At 67.1% G+C, this 23012-nt stretch carries 21 protein-coding genes; 8 read left to right on the top strand and 13 right to left on the bottom strand.

What is annotated here, in order from left to right:
• Positions 1-272, top strand: a 272-nt coding sequence (locus VGI12_19875) for a hypothetical protein (GenBank protein ID HEY2434941.1), incomplete at its 5' end; no start/stop codon positions are given.
• A gap of 33 nt (positions 273-305) precedes the next feature.
• On the opposite strand, the gene VGI12_19870 is transcribed toward VGI12_19875, so the two are convergent.
• Complete coding sequence (locus VGI12_19870) at positions 306-461, bottom strand: lmo0937 family membrane protein (protein ID HEY2434940.1); 156 nt, start codon at positions 459-461, stop codon at positions 306-308.
• Between the two features lie 114 nt (positions 462-575).
• Between VGI12_19870 and VGI12_19865 the strand changes: the two genes are divergently transcribed.
• Complete coding sequence (locus VGI12_19865) at positions 576-842, top strand: hypothetical protein (protein ID HEY2434939.1); 267 nt, start codon at positions 576-578, stop codon at positions 840-842.
• Between the two features lies 1 nt (position 843).
• Here the strand turns inward: VGI12_19865 and VGI12_19860 are convergent, their stop codons facing one another.
• Positions 844-1641, bottom strand: a complete 798-nt coding sequence (locus VGI12_19860) for a methyltransferase domain-containing protein (protein ID HEY2434938.1) — start codon at positions 1639-1641, stop codon at positions 844-846.
• The gene (locus VGI12_19855) at positions 1638-2765 is read right to left on the bottom strand and encodes a cyclic nucleotide-binding domain-containing protein (GenBank protein HEY2434937.1); all 1128 of its coding nucleotides are present in this window, start codon (positions 2763-2765) and stop codon (positions 1638-1640) included. The genes VGI12_19860 and VGI12_19855 overlap by 4 nt, the downstream gene beginning before the upstream one ends.
• Positions 2766-2864: 99 nt before the next feature.
• Between VGI12_19855 and VGI12_19850 the strand changes: the two genes are divergently transcribed.
• The 3 genes from VGI12_19850 to VGI12_19840 are packed head-to-tail and all read left to right on the top strand — an operon-like array spanning position 2865 to position 4625.
• A complete protein-coding gene (locus tag VGI12_19850; GenBank protein ID HEY2434936.1) occupies positions 2865-3194 on the top strand; it encodes a YtxH domain-containing protein in 330 nt (109 codons plus the stop codon).
• An 8-nt stretch (positions 3195-3202) separates the two neighbouring features.
• Positions 3203-4309 carry an AI-2E family transporter gene (locus VGI12_19845; GenBank protein HEY2434935.1) on the top strand — a complete coding sequence of 369 codons (1107 nt, stop codon included), beginning with the start codon at positions 3203-3205 and terminating at the stop codon, positions 4307-4309.
• A gap of 25 nt (positions 4310-4334) precedes the next feature.
• On the top strand, positions 4335-4625 hold the full coding sequence (locus tag VGI12_19840) for a hypothetical protein (protein HEY2434934.1): 291 nt from the start codon (positions 4335-4337) through the stop codon (positions 4623-4625).
• A 196-nt stretch (positions 4626-4821) separates the two neighbouring features.
• On the opposite strand, the gene VGI12_19835 is transcribed toward VGI12_19840, so the two are convergent.
• Positions 4822-5085 carry a hypothetical protein gene (locus VGI12_19835; protein HEY2434933.1) on the bottom strand — a complete coding sequence of 88 codons (264 nt, stop codon included), beginning with the start codon at positions 5083-5085 and terminating at the stop codon, positions 4822-4824.
• 117 nt (positions 5086-5202) lie between these two features.
• Here VGI12_19835 and VGI12_19830 point away from each other — a divergent pair, with 117 nt between their 5' ends.
• A complete protein-coding gene (locus VGI12_19830) occupies positions 5203-5538 on the top strand; it encodes a hypothetical protein (GenBank protein HEY2434932.1) in 336 nt (111 codons plus the stop codon).
• A gap of 350 nt (positions 5539-5888) precedes the next feature.
• Here the strand turns inward: VGI12_19830 and VGI12_19825 are convergent, their stop codons facing one another.
• Entirely contained in the window at positions 5889-6806 is a 918-nt protein-coding gene (locus VGI12_19825; GenBank protein ID HEY2434931.1) for an alpha/beta hydrolase, read from the bottom strand.
• 72 nt (positions 6807-6878) lie between these two features.
• On the opposite strand from VGI12_19825, the gene VGI12_19820 reads away from it, so the two are divergent.
• On the top strand, positions 6879-9182 hold the full coding sequence (locus tag VGI12_19820; protein HEY2434930.1) for a PAS domain S-box protein: 2304 nt from the start codon (positions 6879-6881) through the stop codon (positions 9180-9182).
• 24 nt (positions 9183-9206) lie between these two features.
• Here VGI12_19820 and VGI12_19815 read toward each other — a convergent pair whose 3' ends face one another.
• The 5 genes from VGI12_19815 to VGI12_19795 form a co-directional block, all read right to left on the bottom strand.
• A complete protein-coding gene (locus VGI12_19815; GenBank protein HEY2434929.1) occupies positions 9207-9953 on the bottom strand; it encodes a dienelactone hydrolase family protein in 747 nt (248 codons plus the stop codon).
• 104 nt (positions 9954-10057) lie between these two features.
• The gene (locus tag VGI12_19810; GenBank protein HEY2434928.1) at positions 10058-10630 is read right to left on the bottom strand and encodes a DUF4337 family protein; all 573 of its coding nucleotides are present in this window, start codon (positions 10628-10630) and stop codon (positions 10058-10060) included.
• Between the two features lie 23 nt (positions 10631-10653).
• Positions 10654-12612 carry a PQQ-dependent sugar dehydrogenase gene (locus VGI12_19805; protein HEY2434927.1) on the bottom strand — a complete coding sequence of 653 codons (1959 nt, stop codon included), beginning with the start codon at positions 12610-12612 and terminating at the stop codon, positions 10654-10656.
• A 315-nt stretch (positions 12613-12927) separates the two neighbouring features.
• Entirely contained in the window at positions 12928-14484 is a 1557-nt protein-coding gene (locus VGI12_19800) for an FAD-dependent monooxygenase (protein ID HEY2434926.1), read from the bottom strand.
• A gap of 107 nt (positions 14485-14591) precedes the next feature.
• Entirely contained in the window at positions 14592-16193 is a 1602-nt protein-coding gene (locus VGI12_19795) for a ThuA domain-containing protein (protein ID HEY2434925.1), read from the bottom strand.
• A gap of 185 nt (positions 16194-16378) precedes the next feature.
• Here VGI12_19795 and VGI12_19790 point away from each other — a divergent pair, with 185 nt between their 5' ends.
• Positions 16379-17332, top strand: a complete 954-nt coding sequence (locus VGI12_19790) for a sugar phosphate isomerase/epimerase (GenBank protein ID HEY2434924.1) — start codon at positions 16379-16381, stop codon at positions 17330-17332.
• Positions 17333-17396: 64 nt separating this feature from the next.
• On the opposite strand, the gene VGI12_19785 is transcribed toward VGI12_19790, so the two are convergent.
• From VGI12_19785 to VGI12_19775, 3 genes are all read right to left on the bottom strand, one after another.
• Positions 17397-18176, bottom strand: coding sequence for a methyltransferase domain-containing protein (locus tag VGI12_19785; GenBank protein ID HEY2434923.1), 780 nt, complete (start codon positions 18174-18176; stop codon positions 17397-17399).
• 288 nt (positions 18177-18464) lie between these two features.
• On the bottom strand, positions 18465-21374 hold the full coding sequence (locus VGI12_19780; GenBank protein HEY2434922.1) for a TonB-dependent receptor: 2910 nt from the start codon (positions 21372-21374) through the stop codon (positions 18465-18467).
• Between the two features lie 339 nt (positions 21375-21713).
• Positions 21714-22997, bottom strand: coding sequence for a hydroxyacid-oxoacid transhydrogenase (locus VGI12_19775; GenBank protein HEY2434921.1), 1284 nt, complete (start codon positions 22995-22997; stop codon positions 21714-21716).
• Positions 22998-23012: the final 15 nt, after the last annotated feature.

Here is a 23012-nt window from a genome sequence, read left to right as displayed (position 1 = left end):
CCTGGACGGCCGACGTGCAGACGCTGGAAAAAGGCATTGACGCCTTCGCCGTCCCCGCGGCGCAGCACTATCAAGTCTCGCTGTTCGAGATCGCCGGCGACCCGCAGCTGCACGTCAACGTGACGCACCGCCACCAGACCAGGGCGGTGAAAGGATGGTCCGGCCCCGGCGTGTCGGCGGACGGATTCATTCACAATCGGACGTTCGAGGACGCGCCGACCGCCGACATCCTGCGCAGCATCCGGCAGATGGTGTTCGCGGCGCGCGTCTGACGCACGCGCCGCGCGGCATTGGGGCCCCTTCGATTACAGACTGATGGGATTGCGGCCCTGGATGACCCGGACCAGCACCACGATGATAGCGATCACCAGCAGAATGTGGATGAGTCCACCCATGGTGTACGAAGTGACGAGGCCGAGCAGCCAGAGGACGAGCAGAATGACGACGATTGTTGACAGCATGTTTTCCTTTCGAGCTGCCGAGCGTACGCGAGGCGCCGCGTCGCGAGCTGTTCAGTAACGCACAGTGCAATTCGGTACGTCCAATCCGGCCGCGGTCGCGCTAGCATCGCAGCCATGACCTTATCTGCACCGGAATCTCAGTATGCCGCGCTGTACGCGTATCTGAAGGGTCGCTATGCCGACCTGGTCGTGCTGACGTTTGCCGAGATCGAGGATCTGACGGGCTTCAGCCTGCCGGCGCCGGCGCGCGTCAACGCGGACTGGTGGTCGAACGACCGCGACGACGATCCCGCGGCCCAGTCGCGCGTCTGGCTCCAGGCGAGCCGCAGGGCGACGCCGAATCTCTTTGCCCGCACGGTTGCGTTCGAGCGGGTGGGCTGAACTATCGGAGGCGTTTGGTGGCGACGGTCGCCAGCAGGTAGCCATGTCTGCGGACCGCGGGCACGTGGCGATCGAGAAAGACGAACGGACGAACCAGCGCGCCCATCACCGGCGCGAGCGGCCGGCACCACGCGTGACAGGCCAGCTCCGCCATCCTCAGCCAGCCCGGCACGAACAGAATCGCCGTTTCAGCCACGACCTCCAGCCCGGCATCCTCGAGCATGCGCCGCAGCGCGCGGCGTGAGTACGACTTCTCGTAGCCGTACCCGTAGAGGCCCAGGGCCTGCAGCAGCGCCGCGAACAGCGGCCTGAGAAACGGATCACGTCGATTCGGCACGCCGACGATCGCGCGGCCGCCCGGTTTGAGCACGCGTGCGATCTCCGCGACGGCGCGTTCCGTCTCGTCGAAATGCTCGATGGTGCCCATCGAGTAGACGGCGTCGAAGCACGCCTCGGCGAACGGCAGATCGCGAACGTCGGCGACCGACGCGAGAAGGGACGTTCCGCCGTCGGCGCAAGCCTCGAACGCCGCCCCGGCCGCGACGACCGTCGGCCTCGAAATGTCGATGCCGAACGTATGCGCGCCTCGCCGGCCGGCCCATGCGAGGATGCGCGTGTTCTTGGCCTCGTCCCAGAGATCCGTCTTGAGAATTGTGAGTCCGTCGAGCGCGGGGAAGTGCTCCGTGAACAGACGCCGCTCGTTTTCGGCGTAGTAGCGGGTCGAGACGGCGCCGTCCAGATCCGGAAACCGCTCGCCGACGCGCGCCCAGAATTCGCGGTATCGCGCCGCCTTGATCACAGCCGTTGCCCCCGAAGGATCCACACCCAGGCGCCGAAGGCGCAGGACAAGGGCCGCGGGTCGGCGCCGGCAGCGGTCGCGGCGGCGGCCGGCGGCTCCGCCGACTGAAAAACGAGCTCTTGCGGGCCCGGCGTCATCGCGAATGGACCGGCTTCGTAGACGTGTCGCATCGGATCGACCGCGAGCGTCTGGATGACGTGCCCGTCGAAGATCAGGATCAGCCGCCGTTGGCGCTGAAACGCCGACAGCTCAAGGTCGAGCGCGGCGACGATCGGTCCGCCGCTGATGTTGACGACCGTCCATGCGGCATCGGCGCTCATCCACCGCCACGTGCCGCCTACATCGTGCTCACGGGGCCAGAAGCGTGTCATCGCCGCGACGTAGATCGCCGGCCGTGGCGCGGTGACGGCAAACACCTGCCCGTCCCTGAAACGAGCGGCCAGGCGCAGTCCTGGCGCGAGCGGCCGGTCGAAGAACGCGCGCCCGGCGCGGCTGTCCGGCCGCACGAGCAGGTGAGTGACGCCTTCGCCGGCCAGCCTGGCGGACAGGTTCGGCTCGATGCAATCGTCCGACGCGCCGTGAAGCAGCGTGATCCGCGATCGAGTCGGCAGCGTCGGGTGCGGGTTGCCCTTGCCGTAGCGCGCCAGCAACAGCAGCGTCCGCGCCAGACGCTTCTCGCTCGAATTGAAGAGCTGGTCGACGAGATCCGCTTCGATCCGGATGTTGCGTCCGAGCACGTGCGCGATGAACCGGTCGGCGAAGGCCGTCTCCTCGTGGATCAGCCGGCTCATCGCATCCGTCTGGATAGCCAGGACGCTGCTCGCCGACGCCGCGGTCGCCGTCGCGATCCGAATCGACTGACCCGCGAGCACGCCCTCGCCGAAGAAGTCGCCCGGGCCGAGCATCGCGACCACGGCCTCCTTGCCGGTGTGCGAGAGCACCGACAGCTTGATCGATCCCTTCTGCAGGTATTTCACGTCGAGGCCGCGATCGCCCTGCGCAAAGACGATGGTCCCTCGGCGATACGACCGGATGCGCGGCGCATCACCGGTCGAGGCGAGGTATTTCTCGACGTCGAACGGCGGCGTCGTGGTGGACGTCACCGGCGGTTTCTTGCGGGCCATCGGCGTCGTCTCTGACTATCGCCCACGAATTGGCTGTGCGGTTCTGTACACGGCGGTGGCGAGCAGGCGGAATAGAGTGGCACCCAGGAGCATCAGAACATGAACACGCAACAACAGGACCATCGCGCCGACGGCCGCGCCGGCTACGGCTTCGCCATCGGCCTCTTTACTGGGGCGTTCGTCGGCGCCGGTCTCGCGCTGTGGTTCGCGCCGCGTCTCACCGCAGAGCTGCGTGAGCGCGTCACCGGCTCGGCCAGGGATCTCGGCCAGCGCGTCACCGACCACTACGACCACGTGACGACGCGGATCGCCAACGCCGCCACGGAAGTGACGCGGCAAGGTCAGGACGTCCGCGACGACGTGGCCGATGCGGTCGCCCACGCCGCGCACGAAGTGGAGCGCTTCGCCAAGGCGGCCAAGACCCGCTGATTACGATCGTGAACGAGTCCCTGCGGGCCTTCCCGTCGCAGCTCCGCGTCCTGCTCGCCGTCGTTCTGATCGTCGCGGCCGCGGCCGTCGGGCTGTGGCTCGCGTACCGGCTGGCGTCGGTCATCCTGGTACTGATTGCGTCGGCCCTTTTCGCCTACCTTGTCGCGCCGCTGGTGCAGGGGGCCGAGAGGCCGATCCGGATCGGGCCGCGCCGGGTCCGTCTTCCCAGGCCGGCCGCGATCGCCGTCGTTTATTTGGTGCTGGCGGGATCGACTGCGACGGGGGCAGTCGCGCTGCTGCCGATCGCGGCCGAGCAGGTGACCGAGATGGTCTCCGCCGCACCGGCATCGACGCAGTCGTTCATGGCGTGGGAGCACGGCTGGTCCCGTTACTACGAGCGGATGCGGATTCCGATCCCGCTGCGGCATCGCATCGACGAGTTCGCGCTCGCCGCAGGCGCGGCGAGCGGCGACGCGATACAGCGAGTGCTGCTGTCGTTGGCGCGCGGTCTCTCCGGCGTGCCGTGGTTGATGCTGGTTCCCATTCTCGCGTTTTTCCTGTTGAAGGATGCGTCGGACATCCGCCGCACCATCGTCACGGCCCTGCCGCACCGGCTGCGGCTGCGCGGCCACCGCCTGTTCGAGGATCTCAACGCGACGCTGGCCGCCTACATCCGTGCGCAACTGCTGGCGTGTCTGCTGGTCGGGACGTCCTGCGGCGTCGGGTTCGCCGCGATCGGAATTCCGTATCCGGTGCCGCTCGGGATCCTGGCCGGAATGCTGGAGTTCATTCCGCTCGTCGGGCCGCTCCTCGTCGCGGTGGTGGTGACGATTGCCGCCGCGTTGCACTCGCCGATCCTGGGCCTGTGGGCGGTCGGGTTTCTCGGCGTCCTGCGAATCGTGCAGGACTACGTCGTCTACCCGCGCCTGATTCGCCGCGGCCTGCCGCTGCATCCGCTCGCGGTCATCGTCGCGGTGCTGGCTGGCGCCGAGCTTGGCGGCATCGCCGGCGTCTTTCTCGCCGTGCCCGCCGTGGCTGTGGTCTCGGTGGCCATTCGCCACGCACTCGCCTGGCGGGTTGAGGGTGTGCTGTCCAGCACAGCCCAATCCGCCTGATGTGCCTATAGTCGTCTGAGACCAAGTGATACACACATTCGACCCGGAGCGCTTCCGCGCCTTCGAGCAACTCATGACGCGGGCGCTGCCGCCGGATCTGCCGCACGGCGGTCAGATCCATCGGTGGGACGGCGATCCCGATCGCCGGACGACGCGGCTGCCGAAAATCCTGATGGGGTGGCTGCAGCGTCGGTATCTCGAACAGGACGTGGAAGAGCCGCTCGCGAGCCGCGCCCGAACGTTCAAACGTGCGCGGCGCCCGGTGCGTCTGCCGATTCCGGCCCTGCGGCTGCTGCAGAAGACCAGCACTGGCTGACGGCGCTTCCGTGCTGCCCTGCGACGTCTCATAACCACTGCGCCGCCGACCCGTCGCTTGCGGCAGTTGGATTGGACGAAGTCGGAAGATTTGTCGCGAGTGTGTCTCAGCATCCGGGCGGCACGACCCGAAGCAGCCGCGACGACGCGGTCGTAGCGGATCCGCCGAGACCAAAGAACCGGGTGCTGGCGAAGACTCAGCTTCGGCGGCCGCCGTGACCGTCAAAGGCCTTCAGCATGGGGTTTTCGATCTTCGTGTCGCCGGCCGGGATCTCCCACGTGGAAGCTGGAATCACCCCCCTGCGGACCTCGATCACTTCGGTCTCGCTGGTGGTCTTCTGCCCCATGATGTCCATCTTCATTGAGGTGGCGACGGGATATCCCTTCATGGCCTTCATCTTCTCCGCCAGCTCGGCACCGCTCTGGGCCATGGGCCCGAGACCGCTCATCATCTTCTTCATGCACCCACGAGCGCCGCTCCGGGCGCACCCGCGCCTTCGGCATCGACGGGACCGGGAGGACTGACGATCAATCAAGCGAATGGCGCGACCAACGTCACGACGCCGGAGGGCACGACGGTGACGGCCACGAGCACCGGCCCCGATACCTACGGCGCCCAGCTTCCGGATGGGCGCTTCGTTACCGGCAATGCTGACGGCACAACGACGATCACCGCACAGGACGGAGCGACCACGAACTACAACGCCGCCGGACAGCCTACCGGCTCAGCGCCGCCGAGTCTCGAATCGGGAGGCGGCGTCAACGCTCCGCCTTTGCACCACTCGGTTCGAACTGCGACCGATGACGGCGGATACACGGTCAGTCACCCCGACGGGACGGTCGACGTGCATCATGCCGACGGCCGCGCGATGCACGTCGAGGCGGACGGCAGCACGTCGCGTCCGATACCATGACCGTCCGCGGCAACTGCGCAGCCAACCATCTGCCGATCGAGGAAATGCCAACGGCCGCGCGTGCACGACCAGCGCGCCGCACTCCTAATGCACCCCCAGCCATCGACCGGGTTGCGGCCAACCCAATCGACTGTCTGGAAGTTATTGGCTTGTAAAGAATAAATAGCGGGGTCGACGAGGCTCGAACTCGCGACCTCCGGCGTGACAGGACAAGAAAGCGCAAACTCATGGGGTTCAGGCGGCTCTTCGACCGCGCACCTTCTGGACGAGCGCTTCTAAGCCGGGGGTCGCAGGTTCGAGTCCTGCCGGGCGCGCCAACTCAGTCCGCGTCAGGATGCCAGCCGGCGCGGTCAACTGCGCGGCAACGACGCCGCAAAGCCGCGCAATTCACGGATGACGTCCGCTTCATTCGTAAGGAACATGTAGAGGCTCGCGCCCGGCAGCTCGATGATCTGCGCCGTCGGCACGCCCCGGCGCAGATCGCCCTCCCATCTCGAGAGCATTGCGGCACCCGCGGCATACTCCTGGGCCAGCGCGGCACGTTCCTGGTCGTTTTTCGGCGGGTAGTCCGCAAGTACATCGTCCCACGTCGTAGTTCTGAAGATCGCGAGCACAGGGACGGAGATGTGCGCGTAATCCGGGCGGATGTTGTTGTCCTGGGTGATCGCCTTTCGAATCGCCGGATCGAGCGGCCACCGTTCCAACTGGCGTGTCTCGGCCTCCGGCAATGCCCGCGATGGGTCCTTCCGTTCAACGTGTTGAGGCAGATGCGCCCGATCAACGGGCGGGCTCTTGTAGTCCGACAACTTCAGCGTCGGATCTTCGGCCGCATCGAGGTACAGCAGGCCGCCGATGCGATCGGGATGCTGCACGCCGAGGGCGTGCAGGATTGCCCCTCCGCAGGAGTTGCCAATCAGAATCGGCTTCTGCATTCCCAAGGCGGTGATCACGCCGACAATGTCGTCGGCGCGTTGCTGTGGGTCGTAGCCGGTCGAGGCGTGATCGGATGCGCCCACGCCGCGTCGTGTCACCGCATAGACGTGAAACTGGTCGATGAGCTTCGGTGCGATGTCGTCGTACACGTGTGCAGTCAGGTAGCACCCGACAAACAACACCGGTCGGCCCGAACCGCCCCAATCGAGCACTTCAAGTCGGGTCGTGCCATCCACGGTCACGGACCGCACTTGGTGCGGTGAGGGATCGCGCCATTGGCTCACCACTGACGCAACCATCGCAATCGACAGAACCGCTCCGAATCGGACGGGCATACGTCGCTCAGAGTAGCCCACAGCGGTGGCGGAGGTTCGCCAATTCGTGGCGCGATCGATACAGTAGCACTCGTGTCGAACCCGCTGGACGACGGCCAGCTCAGCCTGAGTGCCATCGTCGCGTCATCCGACGACGCGATCGTTGCCCATGACCTCGACGGGACGATCGCCTCGTGGAACGCAGCCGCCGAACGCATGTTTGGCTACAGTGCCCAGGAGGCCATCGGCCAATCGATTCGACTCATCATCCCGTCGGAGCTGCAGCAGCAGGAAAGCCAGATTTTCAGCCAGGTGCGCGCGGGGAAAGCCGTCGACCACCACGAGACGACCCGTCGGGCGAAGGATGGCAGCGCCGTTGATATCTCGCTGAGCGCCTCCCCAATCAAGGCTGCTGACGGTACGGTCATCGGCGTCGCGCAGATTGCCAGGGACGTGACGTCGGGGAAGCGGTTGGAGCGCGATGCCCGCCATCTCGCTGCCATCGTCGCGTCGAGCGACGATGCGATCGTCAGCAAGACGCTCGACGGCATCGTCGTGACGTGGAACGCCGCGGCGGAGAGGCTGTTCGGGTACGCGGCCTCCGAGATCATCGGGCAGTCAATCCGACTCATCGTCCCGCCGGACCGGCAGACGGAAGAGGATCGCGTCCTCAGCGCCGTTCGCCGGGGCGAGACCGTCGATCACTTCGAGACGGTTCGTCAGCGGCGCGATGGCACCCTCGTTCCGATCTCGCTGACCGTGTCTCCCATCCGCGACGGGTCAGGCACCATCGTCGGCGCATCGAAGGTCGCTCGTGACCTCAGTCGCTCGCAACGCATCCAGCGCGATGCCTTGCGGCTCGCGGCGATCGTCGATTCGAGTGACGATGCCATCGTCGGGAAGGACCTCAACAGCACCATCACATCCTGGAATGCGGCGGCCCAACAGATGTTCGGTTACAGCGCCGAGGAGGCGATCGGAAAGTCCGTCCGCATGCTGATTCCCGAGGATCGTCAGCACGAAGAGGACGACGTTCTGCGGCGGATCACCCGCGGCGACAAGCTGGAGCACTACGAGACGGTTCGACAGAGGAAGGACGGAACGCGGTTTCCCGTCTCCCTGACCGTGTCACCCGTCTTGAACGGCGAAGGTGTGGTCGTGGGGGCATCCAAAATCGCCCGGGACATCACCGAGCGCGCGCGCGCCGACGAAGAGCGCCGCCGGTTGCTGGAGATGGCGAGGGCCGCGAACCGCCTGAAGGACGAGTTTCTGGCGACGTTGTCTCACGAGCTGCGGACGCCCCTCAACGCGATCGCCGGATATGCGCGGATGATGCAGGCCGGACTGGTGACACCGGACAAGCAGCACCGGGCCATCGACACGATCGTGAGAAATACCTCATCGCTGACGCAGATGATCGAGGACGTGCTCGACGTGTCCAGAATCGTGTCAGGCAAGCTGCGGCTGAACGTCCAGCCGATCGAGATGTCCACCATCGTTCGGGAGGCGGTCGAGACGGCCCAACCCGCCGCGGACGCGAAGAGCATCCGCCTCGACGTCATCGTCGATCCGCGCGGAACACTCGTGTCGGGCGATGCCGATCGTCTTCGACAGGTCCTGTGGAATCTCTGCTCGAACGCGATCAAGTTCTCCCAGAAGGGCGGGCGCGTCCAGGTCCGCCTGGAGCGGGTGAACTCGCACATCGAGCTGACCGTCAGCGACAACGGCATCGGCATTCCAGCGGAATTCCTGCCCCACCTGTTCGAACGTTTCAGCCAGGCTGATGCGGGCGCGGATCGCCATCACAGCGGTCTCGGCCTGGGTCTGGCGATCTGCCGCCATCTCGTGGAGCTGCAAGGCGGTCGCATCTCGGCACTGAGCGATGGGGTGGGCCGCGGCGCAACGTTCCGGGTGGAGCTTCCGGTGCGAACCGTGCACACGGCCGCTGACGAGAAGTTCCGCGATCACCCGGTCGTATCACGCCAGAGCAACAAGCTATCGGTTCCAAAGTTGGATGGCGTTCGTATCCTGATCGTGGACGACGAACCGGATTCGCTGGCGTTGTCCCGTGAGATCCTCGAGACGACAGGCGCCACCGTCATCACCGCCGACAACGGTCGCGATGCGCTCGAGAAGGTTCACCGGCACCGGCCCAACGTCCTCATCGCGGACTTGGGAATGCCCACGATGGACGGCTTTGCGTTCATCGCCCAGGTGCGAGCGTCTACAGACGCTGCCGTTCGAGAGATCCCGGCTGCCGCATTGACGGCGTTTGCTCGTTCAGAAGACCGGGTGCGATCCATGCAGAGCGGCTTCGAAGTGCATCTGTCGAAGCCGATCGAACCCGCGGAATTGATGGCTGCGGCTGCAACGCTGGCGCGAAGGAAGCAGCGATGATCGCCGGCCGCCTCGAGGCCCCCGCTAGACGACCCCTTCATCATTGAACGCGTGTCGGTCGAGGGCGAAGACTTCTTCGAAGAAGGTGTGCATCGCGGTCCATGACCGGGCGTCGGTGCGGGCGTCATATGCCACACCTGGCATCGGATGGCTGGCGGCGTCCTCGTGAGTGAAGCCGTGCATCGCGTTGCCGTATGCGATGAGCTGCCAGTCGGCACGCGCGCCGTTCATCTCCTCGATGAAGGTGGTGACTTGAGCGAGCGGAACGTGTGGATCCAGAGCGCCATGGCAAACCAGCACGCTTGCCCTGATCGTCCCGTCCCGAGCCGGCCGGGGCGTCAGCAGGCTGCCGTGCACGCTGACGACTCCGGCCAGATCGGCGCCGGCGCGCGCCAGTTCGAGGACCGTCATGCCGCCGAAACAGTACCCGACGGCGGCCACGCGACCGTCGACGCGCGGATGCGAGGCCAGCTGGTCGAGACCTGCCTGCGCACGGCTGGACAGCCGGTCCGGAGCGCTGCGCAACTCGGCGATGCGCGCCATGATGCGTTGCCGGTCGCCCGCGATGCCGTCCCCGTACATGTCGCAGGCGAACGCCACATAACCGAGTCCCGCGAGGCGGCGCGCGCGATTCCTGGCGTGATCATCAAGGCCGGCGCCACCATGGACGACGAGAATTCCCGGGCGCCGATCGTCGCGTGTGTCATCCCAAGCCAGAAAGCCAGTGAGGGGGACCTCACCATCCTTGTAGGCAATATCCTGCGTTCGCATCTTCGACCTCATTCGCACGACCCGTCGGTCGTGACATCGCCAGTGATCGGCATCGCTGGCTACCCAGGCGCTGAGCCAGACCCGTAGACTGCCGGCAGGTCGAGTTACCGCAGCGCCGTGATCGCGAACAGGCCGAGTCCTGCCAGGCCGAGCGCCAGCGACGCGAACCAGACAGACCGCTGCTGGGTGAGCGCCGCAACCGCACCCAGCGCGATCGCCACCTGGATGAACGCGACGCTGTTGGCGAAGCGGCGGTGCCGTTGCAACAACTGGTCGGCCTGGGCCGACGCCTCGTCGCGCTCGTGCTCCTTCTCGCGCGCCGCGTGCTCGATCTCCTTCTGGTCCTCGGCGTACTTGGCGACCGCGGCGGCGACCGCCGGCGGCACGCTCTTGCCCGCGGCCTCGTACGCCGACGCCGCTGACGCCTGTACCTGGGCCTTGATGCCCTTCGCCTGATAGTAGGCCCACTGGTCCGACGCTTCCGCCTGCAGGCGGCCCGCCTCGGTCTTCAGGACGAGGGCCTCGTTGACGGTGTCGCCGGCGCGCAGCGATGAGACCGCGCCCAGCGCCGCGAGCAGTGCGGTCGTCAGGGCGACGCGTCGCAGCAGCGGGCTCGGCGCCGCATGATGCAGATGCTCGCGAACGGTGTCGGTGTCGATCTCAGCTTCTTCGGGCATAACTCGCCAAGCCAGTCAATCCGTTACTTGAGGCCGACGACCTGGCGGATCATGCCGTCGCTCTTCGTCAGCACGTACAGCTCCCCCGCCGCGTCCTCGGCGAACCGGAGATCGACGCGGCCGCGTCCCGCCACCACCGCCGTGCCGGGCAGCGCGGCGCCGCGGCCGCCGCGCGCGTGATAGGTGTCTTCCACCAGGCGGCGCAAACCGGCGTCCACTTCGTGCATGGCCGCCAGGGTCGTCGGATTGCCGTCATCGGCGGCCAGCACGTCTGACATCTCCGCGTACCAGACGTGACCGGTCGTGATGTCGCCGAAGAGGAGGCGTCCTTTCAACTGCGGCACCCGGCTGCCGCGATAGACGAAACCGCCCGCGATGGCGTCACCACCCGAAGCCGAGTGCGGATACGCAATCACCGGGTAGGTCGGCTTGACAGTGCCGCGGGTGACCGTCTCGTCGATCTGCCACGGGATTTGGTCGTCGGCCGGCACCGCGGTCATCCCCTGGAGCGTCATCGCCTGTGGTCCCTCGCGCAGCGGATAGCCGTAGTTGGCGCCTCTCTTGAGGATCATGACCGTTTCCCAGGTCGTCAGGCCGATGTCGAACGCGAACAGCCGCGGCGCGCGCGGCTGCGCGGGATCAACGTCCCAGACGAGGCGATGCGGATTCCGCAGGCCAACCGCCCAGATCTCCTTGCGCGCGCCCTGCACCGCCACAAACGGGTTGTCGGCGGGAATGCGGTAGCGTCCGTTGTCGCTCACCGTACTCGTGGCCGTGTGCTCGCGGAGATCCGGCACGATGCGGAGGATCTTGCCGTTGAGCGTGTCGAGGCGCTGCGGGTTCAGGCGGCGGATGTCCTTCTGTTCGCCGGTCCCGGAGTCGCCGACGCCGACGTACATGACGCGCCACTCCGGATCGCCGGGACGCGCCGCCGGGTTGAACGTGAGATCGCCAAGCGGATGGATCGGGGAGGGCAGCTGCAGCCGCAGCAGCTCGCGAGCCGTCCCCTCGAAGGTGGCGTCGGCCGTATTCCGATCGGTCCACTCGATCACGACCGCTTCACGATCGATGACCATCCCGGGCGCGGTCGGACTCACGATCGCCGGCGTCGTGCGATAGCCGGACAGATCGAGCCCGGGCACCACGCCCGCGCGCGGCGCCGCGTCGCCGCCGGTGGTCGGGTCCTCCATGTGGATCGTGTAGAAGACGCCGTTGTGCGCGTAGTCGGGATCGAAGACGACGTCGATCAGGCCGGTCGCGAAGTTCTTCTCGAAGGTGAGCTTCGGGAAGAGGCCAGGACGGCCGCCGCGCCCGTTGAAGTCGAGATAAACGGTGAAGCGCTTCGTCTGTTTGTCGAGGATGTAGAGCGGGCCGTTGAGATCGGTGACGAAGAAGCGGCGGCCGCCAGGCTCGTCGCGGAGAAAATTGACCCGGGCCAACTGTCCGCGCGTATTCTCGCCGTCGAGCTCGCCCGTAATCGGCATCTGCACGTAGTCGGCCAGTTGGAGCGTCGCACGCGGATTCGATGGCGCGGCCGCGGCTGCGGCTGCCGCCGGCGCACCCGCGACCGTCTGGTGGGCAGCCAGCGCGCGAAGATAGTTGACCACGTTCCAGATGTCGGTGTCGGACAGCCGTCCTTCCCAGCCGCCCATCATCGTCGGCGGAATGCCGCGCTTGATCGCCGTGAAGATCTCACCATCGCTCGATCCGTGGTCCCACTGCTGGTCGGTGAGGTCGGGGGGCTGCTTGCCGCCCTGCTCGGCGATGATGGAAATGGGGTTGCCGGCCTTCACCGCTCCCTGCGCCAGCGGACCGTGGCAGGCCGCGCAGTTCACGTCGTAGGCCTGTTTCCCTGCGGCGAGCGAGGCCGACGTGGCTGCGACCGGGTTCCTGGTCGCGGCTGCCTGTGCGCCGTCGCCGCCCGGATGCGGTCGCGTCGCGACGACGGACGCGGCCAGCACCACGGCCAACCCTGACACCATCGTCGTCCTCGACGGCGTTCGTCTTGCCAGCAACCAGCGGCGCTCCATCACGTCCTCCCCACGACAGTCCAGGGCCTATTGTAGAGTGCGCACATGCGCCGTCACGTGCTCCTTGTGTTCACGGCTGCTTTTTGCCTCTCAGCGGCGGCTAAGACGCCCGGTCCCGTCGTCGTCTACACAATCGGCCTTACCGACCCGGCGTCGAGCACCTGAACTGGTAGTAGCCCTTCGCCGGATCCGGCAGGTCCCAGCCCATCGTGTCGGCGAGGCGGTCGTAGATGTTGAAGAGATACGCGACGTGGATCGCTTCGAATATTACGGTTGAAGCGGAGTGTCCGCTCCGCGCGTTCGTATCTCCCAGCGCCGCAGATACGTCTCGAGCGCTTCGACCGATGCCTCGGCCGATGCCAGCGCGACGTAGCCGTCGGGCCTGACGAGATAGAGGGCGTGGCGCTGGATCCCGGCGCGCGCAGCCGCCGGCAGCCACGGGAACACGTGCAACGGCAGCCGCCGCGGCGCGCAGAAGGCGGGCGCGTCGGGCCGCGCTTCACCATAGATGTGCACCTGCCAGTCGAGCGCCGTGAGCACCGCGAAGTTGTCGGCGCCGGAGTCGGCCGGCACCCAGGGGAGCCGATCGCCGCCGTGCAGACCACCGGCGCGTCCGTCGCTCGCCGCGCTGTCGCGATACTCGATGGCCGTCTGCGAGATGGTGCGGAACATGAAGCGCCGCACCTGCGGCAGCCTCAGCAGCGGCGGCAGCGCCAGCGGCACCGCGTGCAGACGGACGGCACGGGCCAGCGCCGACGAACTGGTCACGCCCGTAAACGCGCGATCGGTCGTGTCGACGAGCCGTCGCGCAAAGGCGAGCCGCTCGGGCTCGTAGGTGTCGAGCAGCGCCGGCGCGGCGTGGTGGCCGATCACCGCCGCGAGCTTCCAGGCCAGATTGACGGCATCGCCGATGCCGGTGTTCATCCCCTGTCCGCCGACCGGGCTGTGGACGTGCGCCGCGTCGCCGAGCAGGAACGCGCGGTTGCGGCGGAAGCCCGCGGCGACGCGATGGTGCACGCGATAGGTCGAGAACCAGTTGACCCGGCGAACGTCGACCCGCATCCACTCGAGGACGCGGCGGCCGACGTCCTCCCACGCCAGATTGTCGTGCTGCTCCGTCGATGACTCGTCGCGCACGGTACCGATGAGACGCGCGTGCGATGGTGCGGTCAGCGGAAACGCCACCAGGAACTCGCTCCGATCGAGCCCGACGTGGATGTCGCCGTCCATGACCTCGCCGGCCGCCTCGACGTCGGCCACATAGAAGAGGTGCTCGTAGGTGCCGCCGGCAAAATCGATCGACAACAGCTGGCGGACGCGCGAGTGGGCGCCGTCGCAGCCGGCGATATAGGCCGCCTCGCACTTCTCGATCTTCCCCGAGCCGTCCTGCAGCCTCCCAGTCACGCCGGCGTCGCGCTCGACGAAATCCAGCAGCGTCGTCTCGCGCTCGACCGTCACGCCGGCGTCGCGGAGACGCTCGATCAGCAGGCGCTCGTGCTCGTCCTGCGGAAAGATGAAGGCGTAGGGATACGGGCTGATGCCACGTCCCATGTCGCCGAGCGTAAGATCGGCGACGCGGCGACCCGCCACCCACAGGTGCGCGGCCGACACCTGCCGTCCGCGATCGAGCAGATCGCGATCGAGACCGAGCTGCCGGTAGAACTCGAGGGTGCGCGCCTGCACGGCCAGCGCCCGCGAGGTCGTCCCCGGTTCGGCTGTCTGATCGACGATGCGGACGGTGATGCCGAGGCGCGTGAGCCAGAGTGCGAGTACGAGGCCGGTGGGACCGGCGCCGACGACGAGCACGTCTGGACTGCGGCTCATGTTCGGGTGCAAAGCATGTCTCTCGAAATCAAAAACGCGGCCGGCGGGTGACCCGCCGACCGCGTGAGCGTGCCCGATTTCCGCGGAGCGGTGAAGCCCCCCGGATTCTAATGCTGGGTCGCCTTCTTCTTGCTCGGCGTGTCGTCGGCCTTCAGATCACCGAGGGCGTACTGCATGCCGGCCAGCAGATGCTCCAGCAGCGGCTTGATCGCGTACTGCCGCTCGTCGTGGCCGATGGCGGTGTAGAACACGCGCCCCTGGCCCTCCTTCTTGATCCAGCTCAGGCCGAAGTCGTGATCCGGCCGCATGCCGCTCTCCTTGAGCTTGTCCATGAACGACATCTTGGCGTAGTTGACGCTGGTCAACACGTGCACGTTCTCACGCGAGAACGAGTTGATGCTGAACGTGTAGGTTTCTTCGTAGATGTCGAAGTCCTGGCCGTTGAACATCTTCGTCAGCGGGCTGGTCTTGTCGTCGATCTTGACGACGATGTGCTGCGGGTCGAGCCAGTGGAACTTGAAGTAGCCGCCGATCATGTTGTCCCAGTCGGGCCAGCTGCCCTTGCCGGTGTCGCGGCCGGGCGAGCCGACGTAGTTGTTCGACTGCGTCGCGACGGGGACGATGCCGCTGTCGAACGCCGCCTGCGTCACCTTGCCGGCGCCGCCGGGATCGAGCTGTTTCCACCAGCCGGCCGCCACCGCGTCCATGTCGGCCTTGGTCAGCGTCATGGTCTCGGCTTGAACTTTCTTGTCGTCGAGGCCCCACGACCAACGGAGGATCACCGAGGCGAGCGAGCCCGACGGCGAGCCGCCGCCGCGTCCGAAGCCGCCGCCACGCTGGCCGGCGCCCTCATCGTCCGGGCAGGGCGAATGATACGAGTCGCCAGTGGCGTGGATACCGGCCACGCCCTTGCCGCTGCGCACGAACTCAACGAAGGCGGCGCGGCGCGCGTCGGTGACCGCCTTGTTGCCGGCGGGCGCGTCGAGGAAGCAGCCGGTCGTGCTCGACAGGAAGATTGCGTCGTACTTCGCCAGGTTGTCCTTGGTGAAGACCGCCGGATCCCAGGCCCAGTCGGACGTCCAGGCGCCGGTCTTCTTGCCGAGCTCCTCGACCGTCTTCATCGCCAGCGGGATCGACGAATGCTGGAAGCCTGCGGAGGGGATGCGCGAGAAGAGCAGCACCTTGCGCGCCTTGAGCGGCTTGGCAGGCGCCGTCGCCGGCAGGGCTGCCATCATCTGCTCGACGTCGCCCGGGCAGGCGGCGGTCGGATGCTGGCTGCGGCCGCCACAGGGGTCGTTGAGCCCGGGCGTCGGCGCGCCGGCTACGAACTCGGTCGGACCGCGTCCGCCGGCGCCTCTGCCGGCACCGATCGCGCCGGCCGGTGCCGCCGCCGGAGGTCCGAACACCGTGCCGAGTGCCCCCGACAGCTGCTCCTGCGTCACCGATCCGGACTTCTGGCTATCGGCGGCGGCGTACCACGCGTCGAACGCCGTCGTGACCTCCGCGGCCGTGACATTCCCGTCCTTGTCGGCGTCGAACGCCGTGAACAGCGACGTGGCCAGCGGGGATGGTCCCCCGCGTCCGCCGCCTGGGGCCTGGGCGCCGGCCGGCGGGGCCTGGGCCTTGATGGCAATCGGCGCAATGGCGATCGCGGCCGCCGCACCCGCGCAGGCACACGCCTGGGCCAACGACTTCCACTGGACTGACATAGATGCTCCTCCCGGGATATCGATAATGGGACTGGCGTTATTACCTATGCTGCTGGGCCAAATGTTTCAGCCGGATGGAGAATATTCGCGCCCGCGCCTGGACGCAATACCGGTGCGGTTATCGGTACCGCCGGGCTTGAGCCGTGATGCGGCTACCATAACGCTTCGCTGAGAGGAGCCGTGCAATGGAGTGGACCCGTCGGGAAGTGCTCGGGAGTGTGGTCGGCGTGGCGGGTGCCGTCGCCGCGCAGGCAGCGCAGGCCGCGCCGCCGCGTCAGCAGGGGCGCCGTCAGCGAACCGCCGCCGAACCGTTCGGGTATTGCCTCAACACCAGCACCGTGCGCGGCAATCAGCTCGACATTGTGAAGGTGGTGGCGGCGGCCGGCCGGGCCGGGTTCGACGCGATCGAGCCGTGGATCACCGAGCTCGACGCCTACGCGAAGGCGGGTGGATCGCTGAAGGATCTCGGCGGGCGGATCGCCGACGCCGGGCTCACCGTCGAGAACGCGATCGCGTTCAATTCCGTCCTCGTCGACGATGCGGCGCAGCGCGCGGCGGCGCTCGATAAGCTCAAGGTCGACATGGACAAAGTGGCGCAAATCGGCGGCACGCGCATCGCCACCGTGCCGGGTGGGCGCGGCGCGCCGTCAATCAGCCTCGACAACGCCGCGGCGTACTACCGCGAGGCCCTCGAACTCGGCGAGAAGACGGGCGTGCAGCCGCTCTTCGAACTGTGGGGAACGCATCCACAGTTCGGACCGCTTCGCAACGGCATCTACGTCACCGTGGCGGCCGGCCGGCCCGACGCGAGCCTCCTGCTCGACGTCTTCCACATCTACAAGAGCGGCACGCCGTTCACCGCGCTGAAGCAAATCAACGGCGGCGCGCTGCACGTGATGCACATCAACGACTATCCGCAAGCGGCGGACCCGGCGACGCTCAACGACGGCAACCGCATCTACCCCGGTGACGGCGTCGCGCCGTTCCGTCAGATCCTGCGCGACATGCGCGACAACGGCTTCCGCGGCTGCTTCTCGCTGGAACTCTTCAACAAGGACTACTGGGCGAAGAGCGCCGACGAGAACCTCAAAACCGGACTCGACAAGATCCGCGCCGTCGTCAGACAGTCGCTCGGCTGAAGGGGTTCGACTCGGTAACTCCGCAGGACAGCGATCGGGCACTCCGCCGAGCGAAGTGGCATTGTTATCGCCGACAAATCAACTCGCCGTGAAGCGTCGCGAACCAACCGTCATCCACAGCCGCCCACGCGCGCCACGCGTCGGCGAGCGCCGCGAGTTCATCCTCGGTCGCACGTCCCTCGCGGATCGCCTGTGTGGCGATCGCGGACGAGGTGACGCGGTCGGCCCAGAGTCCCCCCCACCACGCGCGATCCTCCGACGTCGCGAAGCACCAGGCGGACGCCGAGGCCATGATGCGGGTGAAGCCGGCCTGCCGCGCCCATGACAGCAGATAGCGGCCCGCATCAGGCTCGCCGCGATTGGCGCGCGCGATCTCGTGATAGAGCGCCAGCCATCGCGCGAGACGCGCGTCCATCGGATGCCACGTGAAGGTGCCATAGTCGGCGTCGCGGACGGCGACGATGCCGTCCGGGCGGACGAGGCGCCGCATTTCGCTCAAGGCCGCAACCGGGTCGCCCAGGTGCTGCAGGACCTGGTGTGCGTGGACGATGTCGAACGATGCATCCGGCCGATCCACGCGGTAGACGTCGCCGGTCTCGAACGCGACGCCTGGATGATCGCGCCGCGCTTCCGCGATGACGCTGGCTGACGCGTCGATGCCGAGCACGGCGTCCGGCGTGAGACGTCGCGCGAAATCTGCGGTGATAGTTCCTGGCCCGCAGCCGACATCCAGCAGGCTGACTCCAGCATGCAAGTGTGGAATCAGGTAAGCGGCCGAATTGTCGACCGTCCGCCAGCGATGCGATCGCAGAACGCTCTCGTGATGGCCATGGGTGTAGGTCATCGCGTCGCCATTCTGCCATGCCGGCACCTGCGAACGGGAGCGCGTGCAGGGGAAGTCCGAGGGGCAAAGCCCCTGGCCCGGCGAGCGAGCGCAGCGACGCGAGCCACGCGAACGGAGGCGCGCCGGCGCCGCGGCGCGCGAGAGCGCGTGCAGGGGTCCCGAGCGGCCACGCCCCTGGCCCGGCGAGCGAGCGCAGCGACACGAGCCACGCGCACGGAGCCGCGCCGGCGCCGCGGCGCGCGAGAGCGCGTGCAGGGGAGTCCGAGGGGCAAAGCCCCTCGGATAAATCTAGAACCGGAAGCCGAACGCCATGCGGAATGTCCGGCCGCCGCGCTGGCCCTGGAACGGGACGGGATACGCCGCCGTCGACGTCGCCTGACCGAAGTTCGACCCCTTGATATAGCCCGTCGGTAGACCCATCGAGTCCAGCGGGCTGTTCGGATCGGGATTGACGGTGGTGTCGTAGCGGATCACCGTCAGGTTGTTGAACAGGTTGTAGACGTCGAACTTCAGGTAGGGACGCGCGCTCTTGTAGATCGGGATGTCGTAGTTGATCGACGTGTCGAAGAGCGCGACACCCGGGAAGAACTGCGATCCGCGATTGCCGAAATAGACGTTCTGCGACTGGGGCGCATCCGGGTAGCCGGCGGCGTCGAGCAGGTTCGTCTGGATGTCGGTGAGCGGCACGCTCGACGCGACGAGACTGTAGCTGAGGCCGGAGTCAGCGCGCACCAGGCCCGAGAGCGACAGCCGGCCGGCGTTCTTGAGGTTCATCGTGTAGATCGTCCAGGCGCGCAGCTTCGAGCGCTGGAAGTCGTACAGATGCCCGTCGGGCAGCGACCGCGTCAGGATCGTCGGCAGCCCCGCGACCGGGAAGTTGCCGTATTCCGACGGGATGCCCGGCTGGTTCTGCGCCTCGCCCGTGAACGTGCCGTCGTTCTTGATCTGCAGCGTGTAGTTGCCGGCGATCTGCCAGTTCGACGAGGGTCGGTAGTCGGCCTGAAACACCATCGCCTGGTAGTCGCGCTTCGGCACGCTGGAGTTCTGGTACTGGATGTTGGTGAACGTGCCGAAGTCGACGCCGTTCTGGGCGACGTCGGTCGTGCCGTTCGCGATGTCGATGAAGTCCTCGATGAAGTTGTCCATGTGGCGCATCACATAGGTCACCTGCGTCGAGCCCTTCCGCCCCAGCTGCGTGCCGGCCGACACCGTGAATTCCTTGGTCAGCGGCGACGACAGCCCCGGCGCGATGGACACATTGGCCGTCGGGAAGCTGCCGAAGACAGTCTGATAATTAGCCGGATCGAAGCCGGCCGCGAAGTCGCGTCCCTGGCCTGCAGGCCCGTCGTAGATGCCGACCGTCAACGCCGGATTGCCGACGGCGCTGTTGGCGCCGACCTGCGTGTCGTTGTAGCGGCCCGAGTACCAGCCGTAGGTGGCGTGAAACACCGTGCGTCCATCCCCCTTCGGATCGTAGGCCACGGCGAGCCGCGGCACCACGGTGCTGGTGTCGACGCCGATGATGCCGCCGGTCGAGTCGCTCTTCACTTTCTCGAACCGCACGCCGAGATCGAGCGACAGCGTCGAGGTGGCGACCCAGTGATCCTGCAGGAAGAACGAGTTGTTGTCGGTGTTCAGCTCGGCGCCGCGCGTCGCGATCCAGTGCTGCACCTGTGTCGCGCCGGGCACGAACGTCGGGATGATGCGGTCGTTCGCGTCGAACGCCGGGTTGCCGTTGGCGTCTTCGACGAAGTCGGAGACGAACACGTAGCTGGTCGCCGATTGCGAGTTGCCGCCGGTGCGCGCGCTCCGGTACCACTCCCAGCCGCCCTTGAAGTCGTGACGGCCGGCCTTGGTCAGGCTGTAGGAGAGGTTCGCGGTGAGCTGCCGGTTGTTCCGGTCCTCGGGATCGGTGGCGTCGAAGTACGGCGCGTTGTACTCGTAGTTGCCGCCGTTCTGCGTGAGCGTGAAGATCGGCGAGTCGTTCTGGATCGTGCTGGTGCCGCCGGCGTCGAGGAACGAGAAGTGCCGCTGCGAGTACGCCGCCTCGGCGAGCATCTTCGAGCCGAGCACGCCCCGCCAGCTCGCGCCGAACACGCTGTTGGGCGTGTTCCGGGTGACGAGCGTCGCCGGGTCGATTTCGTAGCCGCCGATGGCCGGGAGCGTTTCAGTGGTTGGATTCGTAGTGAAATTCCCCTGGAACGTATGGTTCGCGAACGGCGTCGCCGTGACCTTCACCTCGCCGCGCTTGTTATCGCTGTCGGTGTCGTATTTGATGCCCGTCGCCGGAAACGAGTTCGACGCCGTGGTTTTCGCGAAGCGGCCGGCCGTGAAGAACCACACCTTGTCGGGCAGGATCGGTCCGCCCATGGTCGCCTCGTAGGTCTTGTTGAGCACGCTGGTGCGGGTGGTGTTGTGGGCCTGCTCGAACGGCGTGATCGCGCTCCAGGTCGGGTCCGAGAGGTTGACGCGGAAGCTGCCGCTGAAGGTGTTGCCGCCGCTCTTGGTGATGGCGTTGATGACGCCGCCCGAGAAGCGCCCGTACTCGGCCGAGATGCCCGAGGTGAGCACCTGCGTCTCCTGGATCGCATCCTCGATGAAGACGTTCTGCGGCGAGCCGAACAGGTTGTCGTTGACGTCGATGCCGTTGATCATGAACAGGTTGTCGTAGGCGAACGAGCCGTTGATGTTCAACTGCTGCGCGTTGGGAGCGGTGCCCTCGGTGACGCCGGGCGAGAGGTTGGCGATCCCCTCGAGATCCCGCCGCGACGCGAGCGTCTCGACCTGGTCGTGTTTGAGATTGACGCCGACGACCGGCGTGGTCAGGATGCTCGGCGTCCCGCCGGAGACGGTGACCGACTCCTGCACCTGTGAGAGCGACAGCGTGACATCGACCTGTGCCACCCCGCCGAGGGGCACGTCGGCCGTCTTCTGCGCCGTCGCCATGCCGCTCATCTCAACTTTCAGGCTGTAAGGACCGGGCGGAATGGCGCGGAAGAGGTAAGTGCCGTCGGTGTCGGTGACGACGGTCCGCTCACCCTGCAGAGCGGGTGAGGTCGCCGTGATCGTGGCACCCGGGAGGGCCAGCCCCTGCTGGTCCTTCACGGTGCCGCGGATCGTGCCGGTCTGCGTACCTTGCGCGAAGCTGGGCGCGCTGCACAGGACGAGCAGCGCGACGATTCCATATAGACGTGTCATGGCAGGAAGTCTCCTCGGTTGCTGAACCCGCGATCCTCCGCGCCGGTAACAGCAGTCGTCATGCCACGCCAACCTCTTCAACAGCCGCGCGAATGGAATAGCCCTCGATCCCATTACCGGTGCGTGTTCGCCTTCGCGCAAATCCAATCAGATGTCGGACCGGCGCACGGACGCGTGGATCTTCCGCTCGACACGCCCGATGGCACGGTCGTCCCTGATGACTCAGCCCTGGCTCGAGTCGCGCTCCGTGTCGAGCAATTGTGCGTACCCCTGCGATCGCATGGTGGTCTGACCCCGGTCTGACCCCGGTCTGACCCCGGTCTGACCCCCGGGGCCGCTCTACCAGCAGGTCATCGAGGCGTCGAACAGGGCGGCCAGATCGTCGGCCGAGGCGGGCCGCGGCGACAGCTTCGTCACCCGGTGCTGCGGCAGCGTTCCCTCGACGAGCGCGGGAATGTCGGCCGCCGCGTAGCCGATCGCCGAGAGACCGTTCGGCATCTTCAGCTTCTGCATGAACCAGACGAGACGATCCGACAGGATGCGGCCGGCGTCCGCCTCGTGCGCGCGTGAGACGTCGCAGCCGAGCGCGGCGGCCGCCGCGAGGTGGCGGCCCGGATTGACCGACGCGGTGAAGCGGAACACCGCCGGCGCGTTGAGGATCACCGACATGCCGTGCGGCACCAACGGGTGATCGACGACGTAGCCGGGCGCGCGAAACGTCTTCACGTGGCCCGAGACCGGGTACGACATGCCGTGCGGCAGATGGACGCCGGCGTTGCCGAAACCGACGCCCGCGTACGACGCCGCCAGCAGCATCTGCGCGCGCGCCTCAGCGTCCGCGGGATCGTCCACGGCTCGCACCAGATAGCGATCGACGATGCGCAGGGCCTCCAGCGCCCAGACGTCGCTGATCGGGTTGGATCCCTGATACGCCGGACGCAGCGCCGGACGCGCCGGGCGCGGCCGGGTGTCGTAGGGCGCCGCGGTGTAGGACTCGATCGCGTGGCTCAGCACGTCGAGACCACTCGCCGCCGCGACCGCCGCGGGCAGCGTCCGCGTGCTGTCGGGATCGAGATAGCCGAGCGTCGGCTTGAGGCGCCGGCTGGCGATGCCGGTCTTCGCCCCGAGGCGCGTCAGATCGAAGATCGCCACGCCGGTGGTTTCGCTGCCCGTCCCGGCCGTCGTCGGAATCGCCATGAGCGGCTTGAGCGGCCCTGGCACCGGGAGGCCGCCGCCAATCGGCGGGTTGACGTAATCGAGGAAGTCATCCGGCGGATAGGTGCTGTAGAGGTTGGCCGCCTTCGCGGTGTCGAGCGCCGAGCCGCCGCCGACGGCGACAAAGGCGTCGAAGGCGTCGGCGCGCGCGAACCCGATGGCGTTGAGGAACGACTCGTCGGTCGGCTCGACGCGGACCCGATCATACAGAGCGGCGTCGATGCCGCTCTCCTCGAGCGACTCGAGCACGACGGCCACCGGCGGCAGCCGCGCGACACCCGGGTCGGTCACGACCATCACGCGACGCGCGCCGAGCTCGGCGAGGTCCATGCCGACCTCGCGGGTCACGCCGGCGCCGAAACGGATCTGCGACGCCGCCATCTCGAACGCGTAGTCGTAGCCTGACATCGGCGCTATCGTATC

Source organism: Vicinamibacterales bacterium (genome assembly GCA_036496585.1).
Classification (GTDB): domain Bacteria; phylum Acidobacteriota; class Vicinamibacteria; order Vicinamibacterales; family 2-12-FULL-66-21; genus JAICSD01.
Note: the sequence above shows the minus strand (reverse complement) of the source record. Positions and strands in the feature narration are given on the sequence as shown.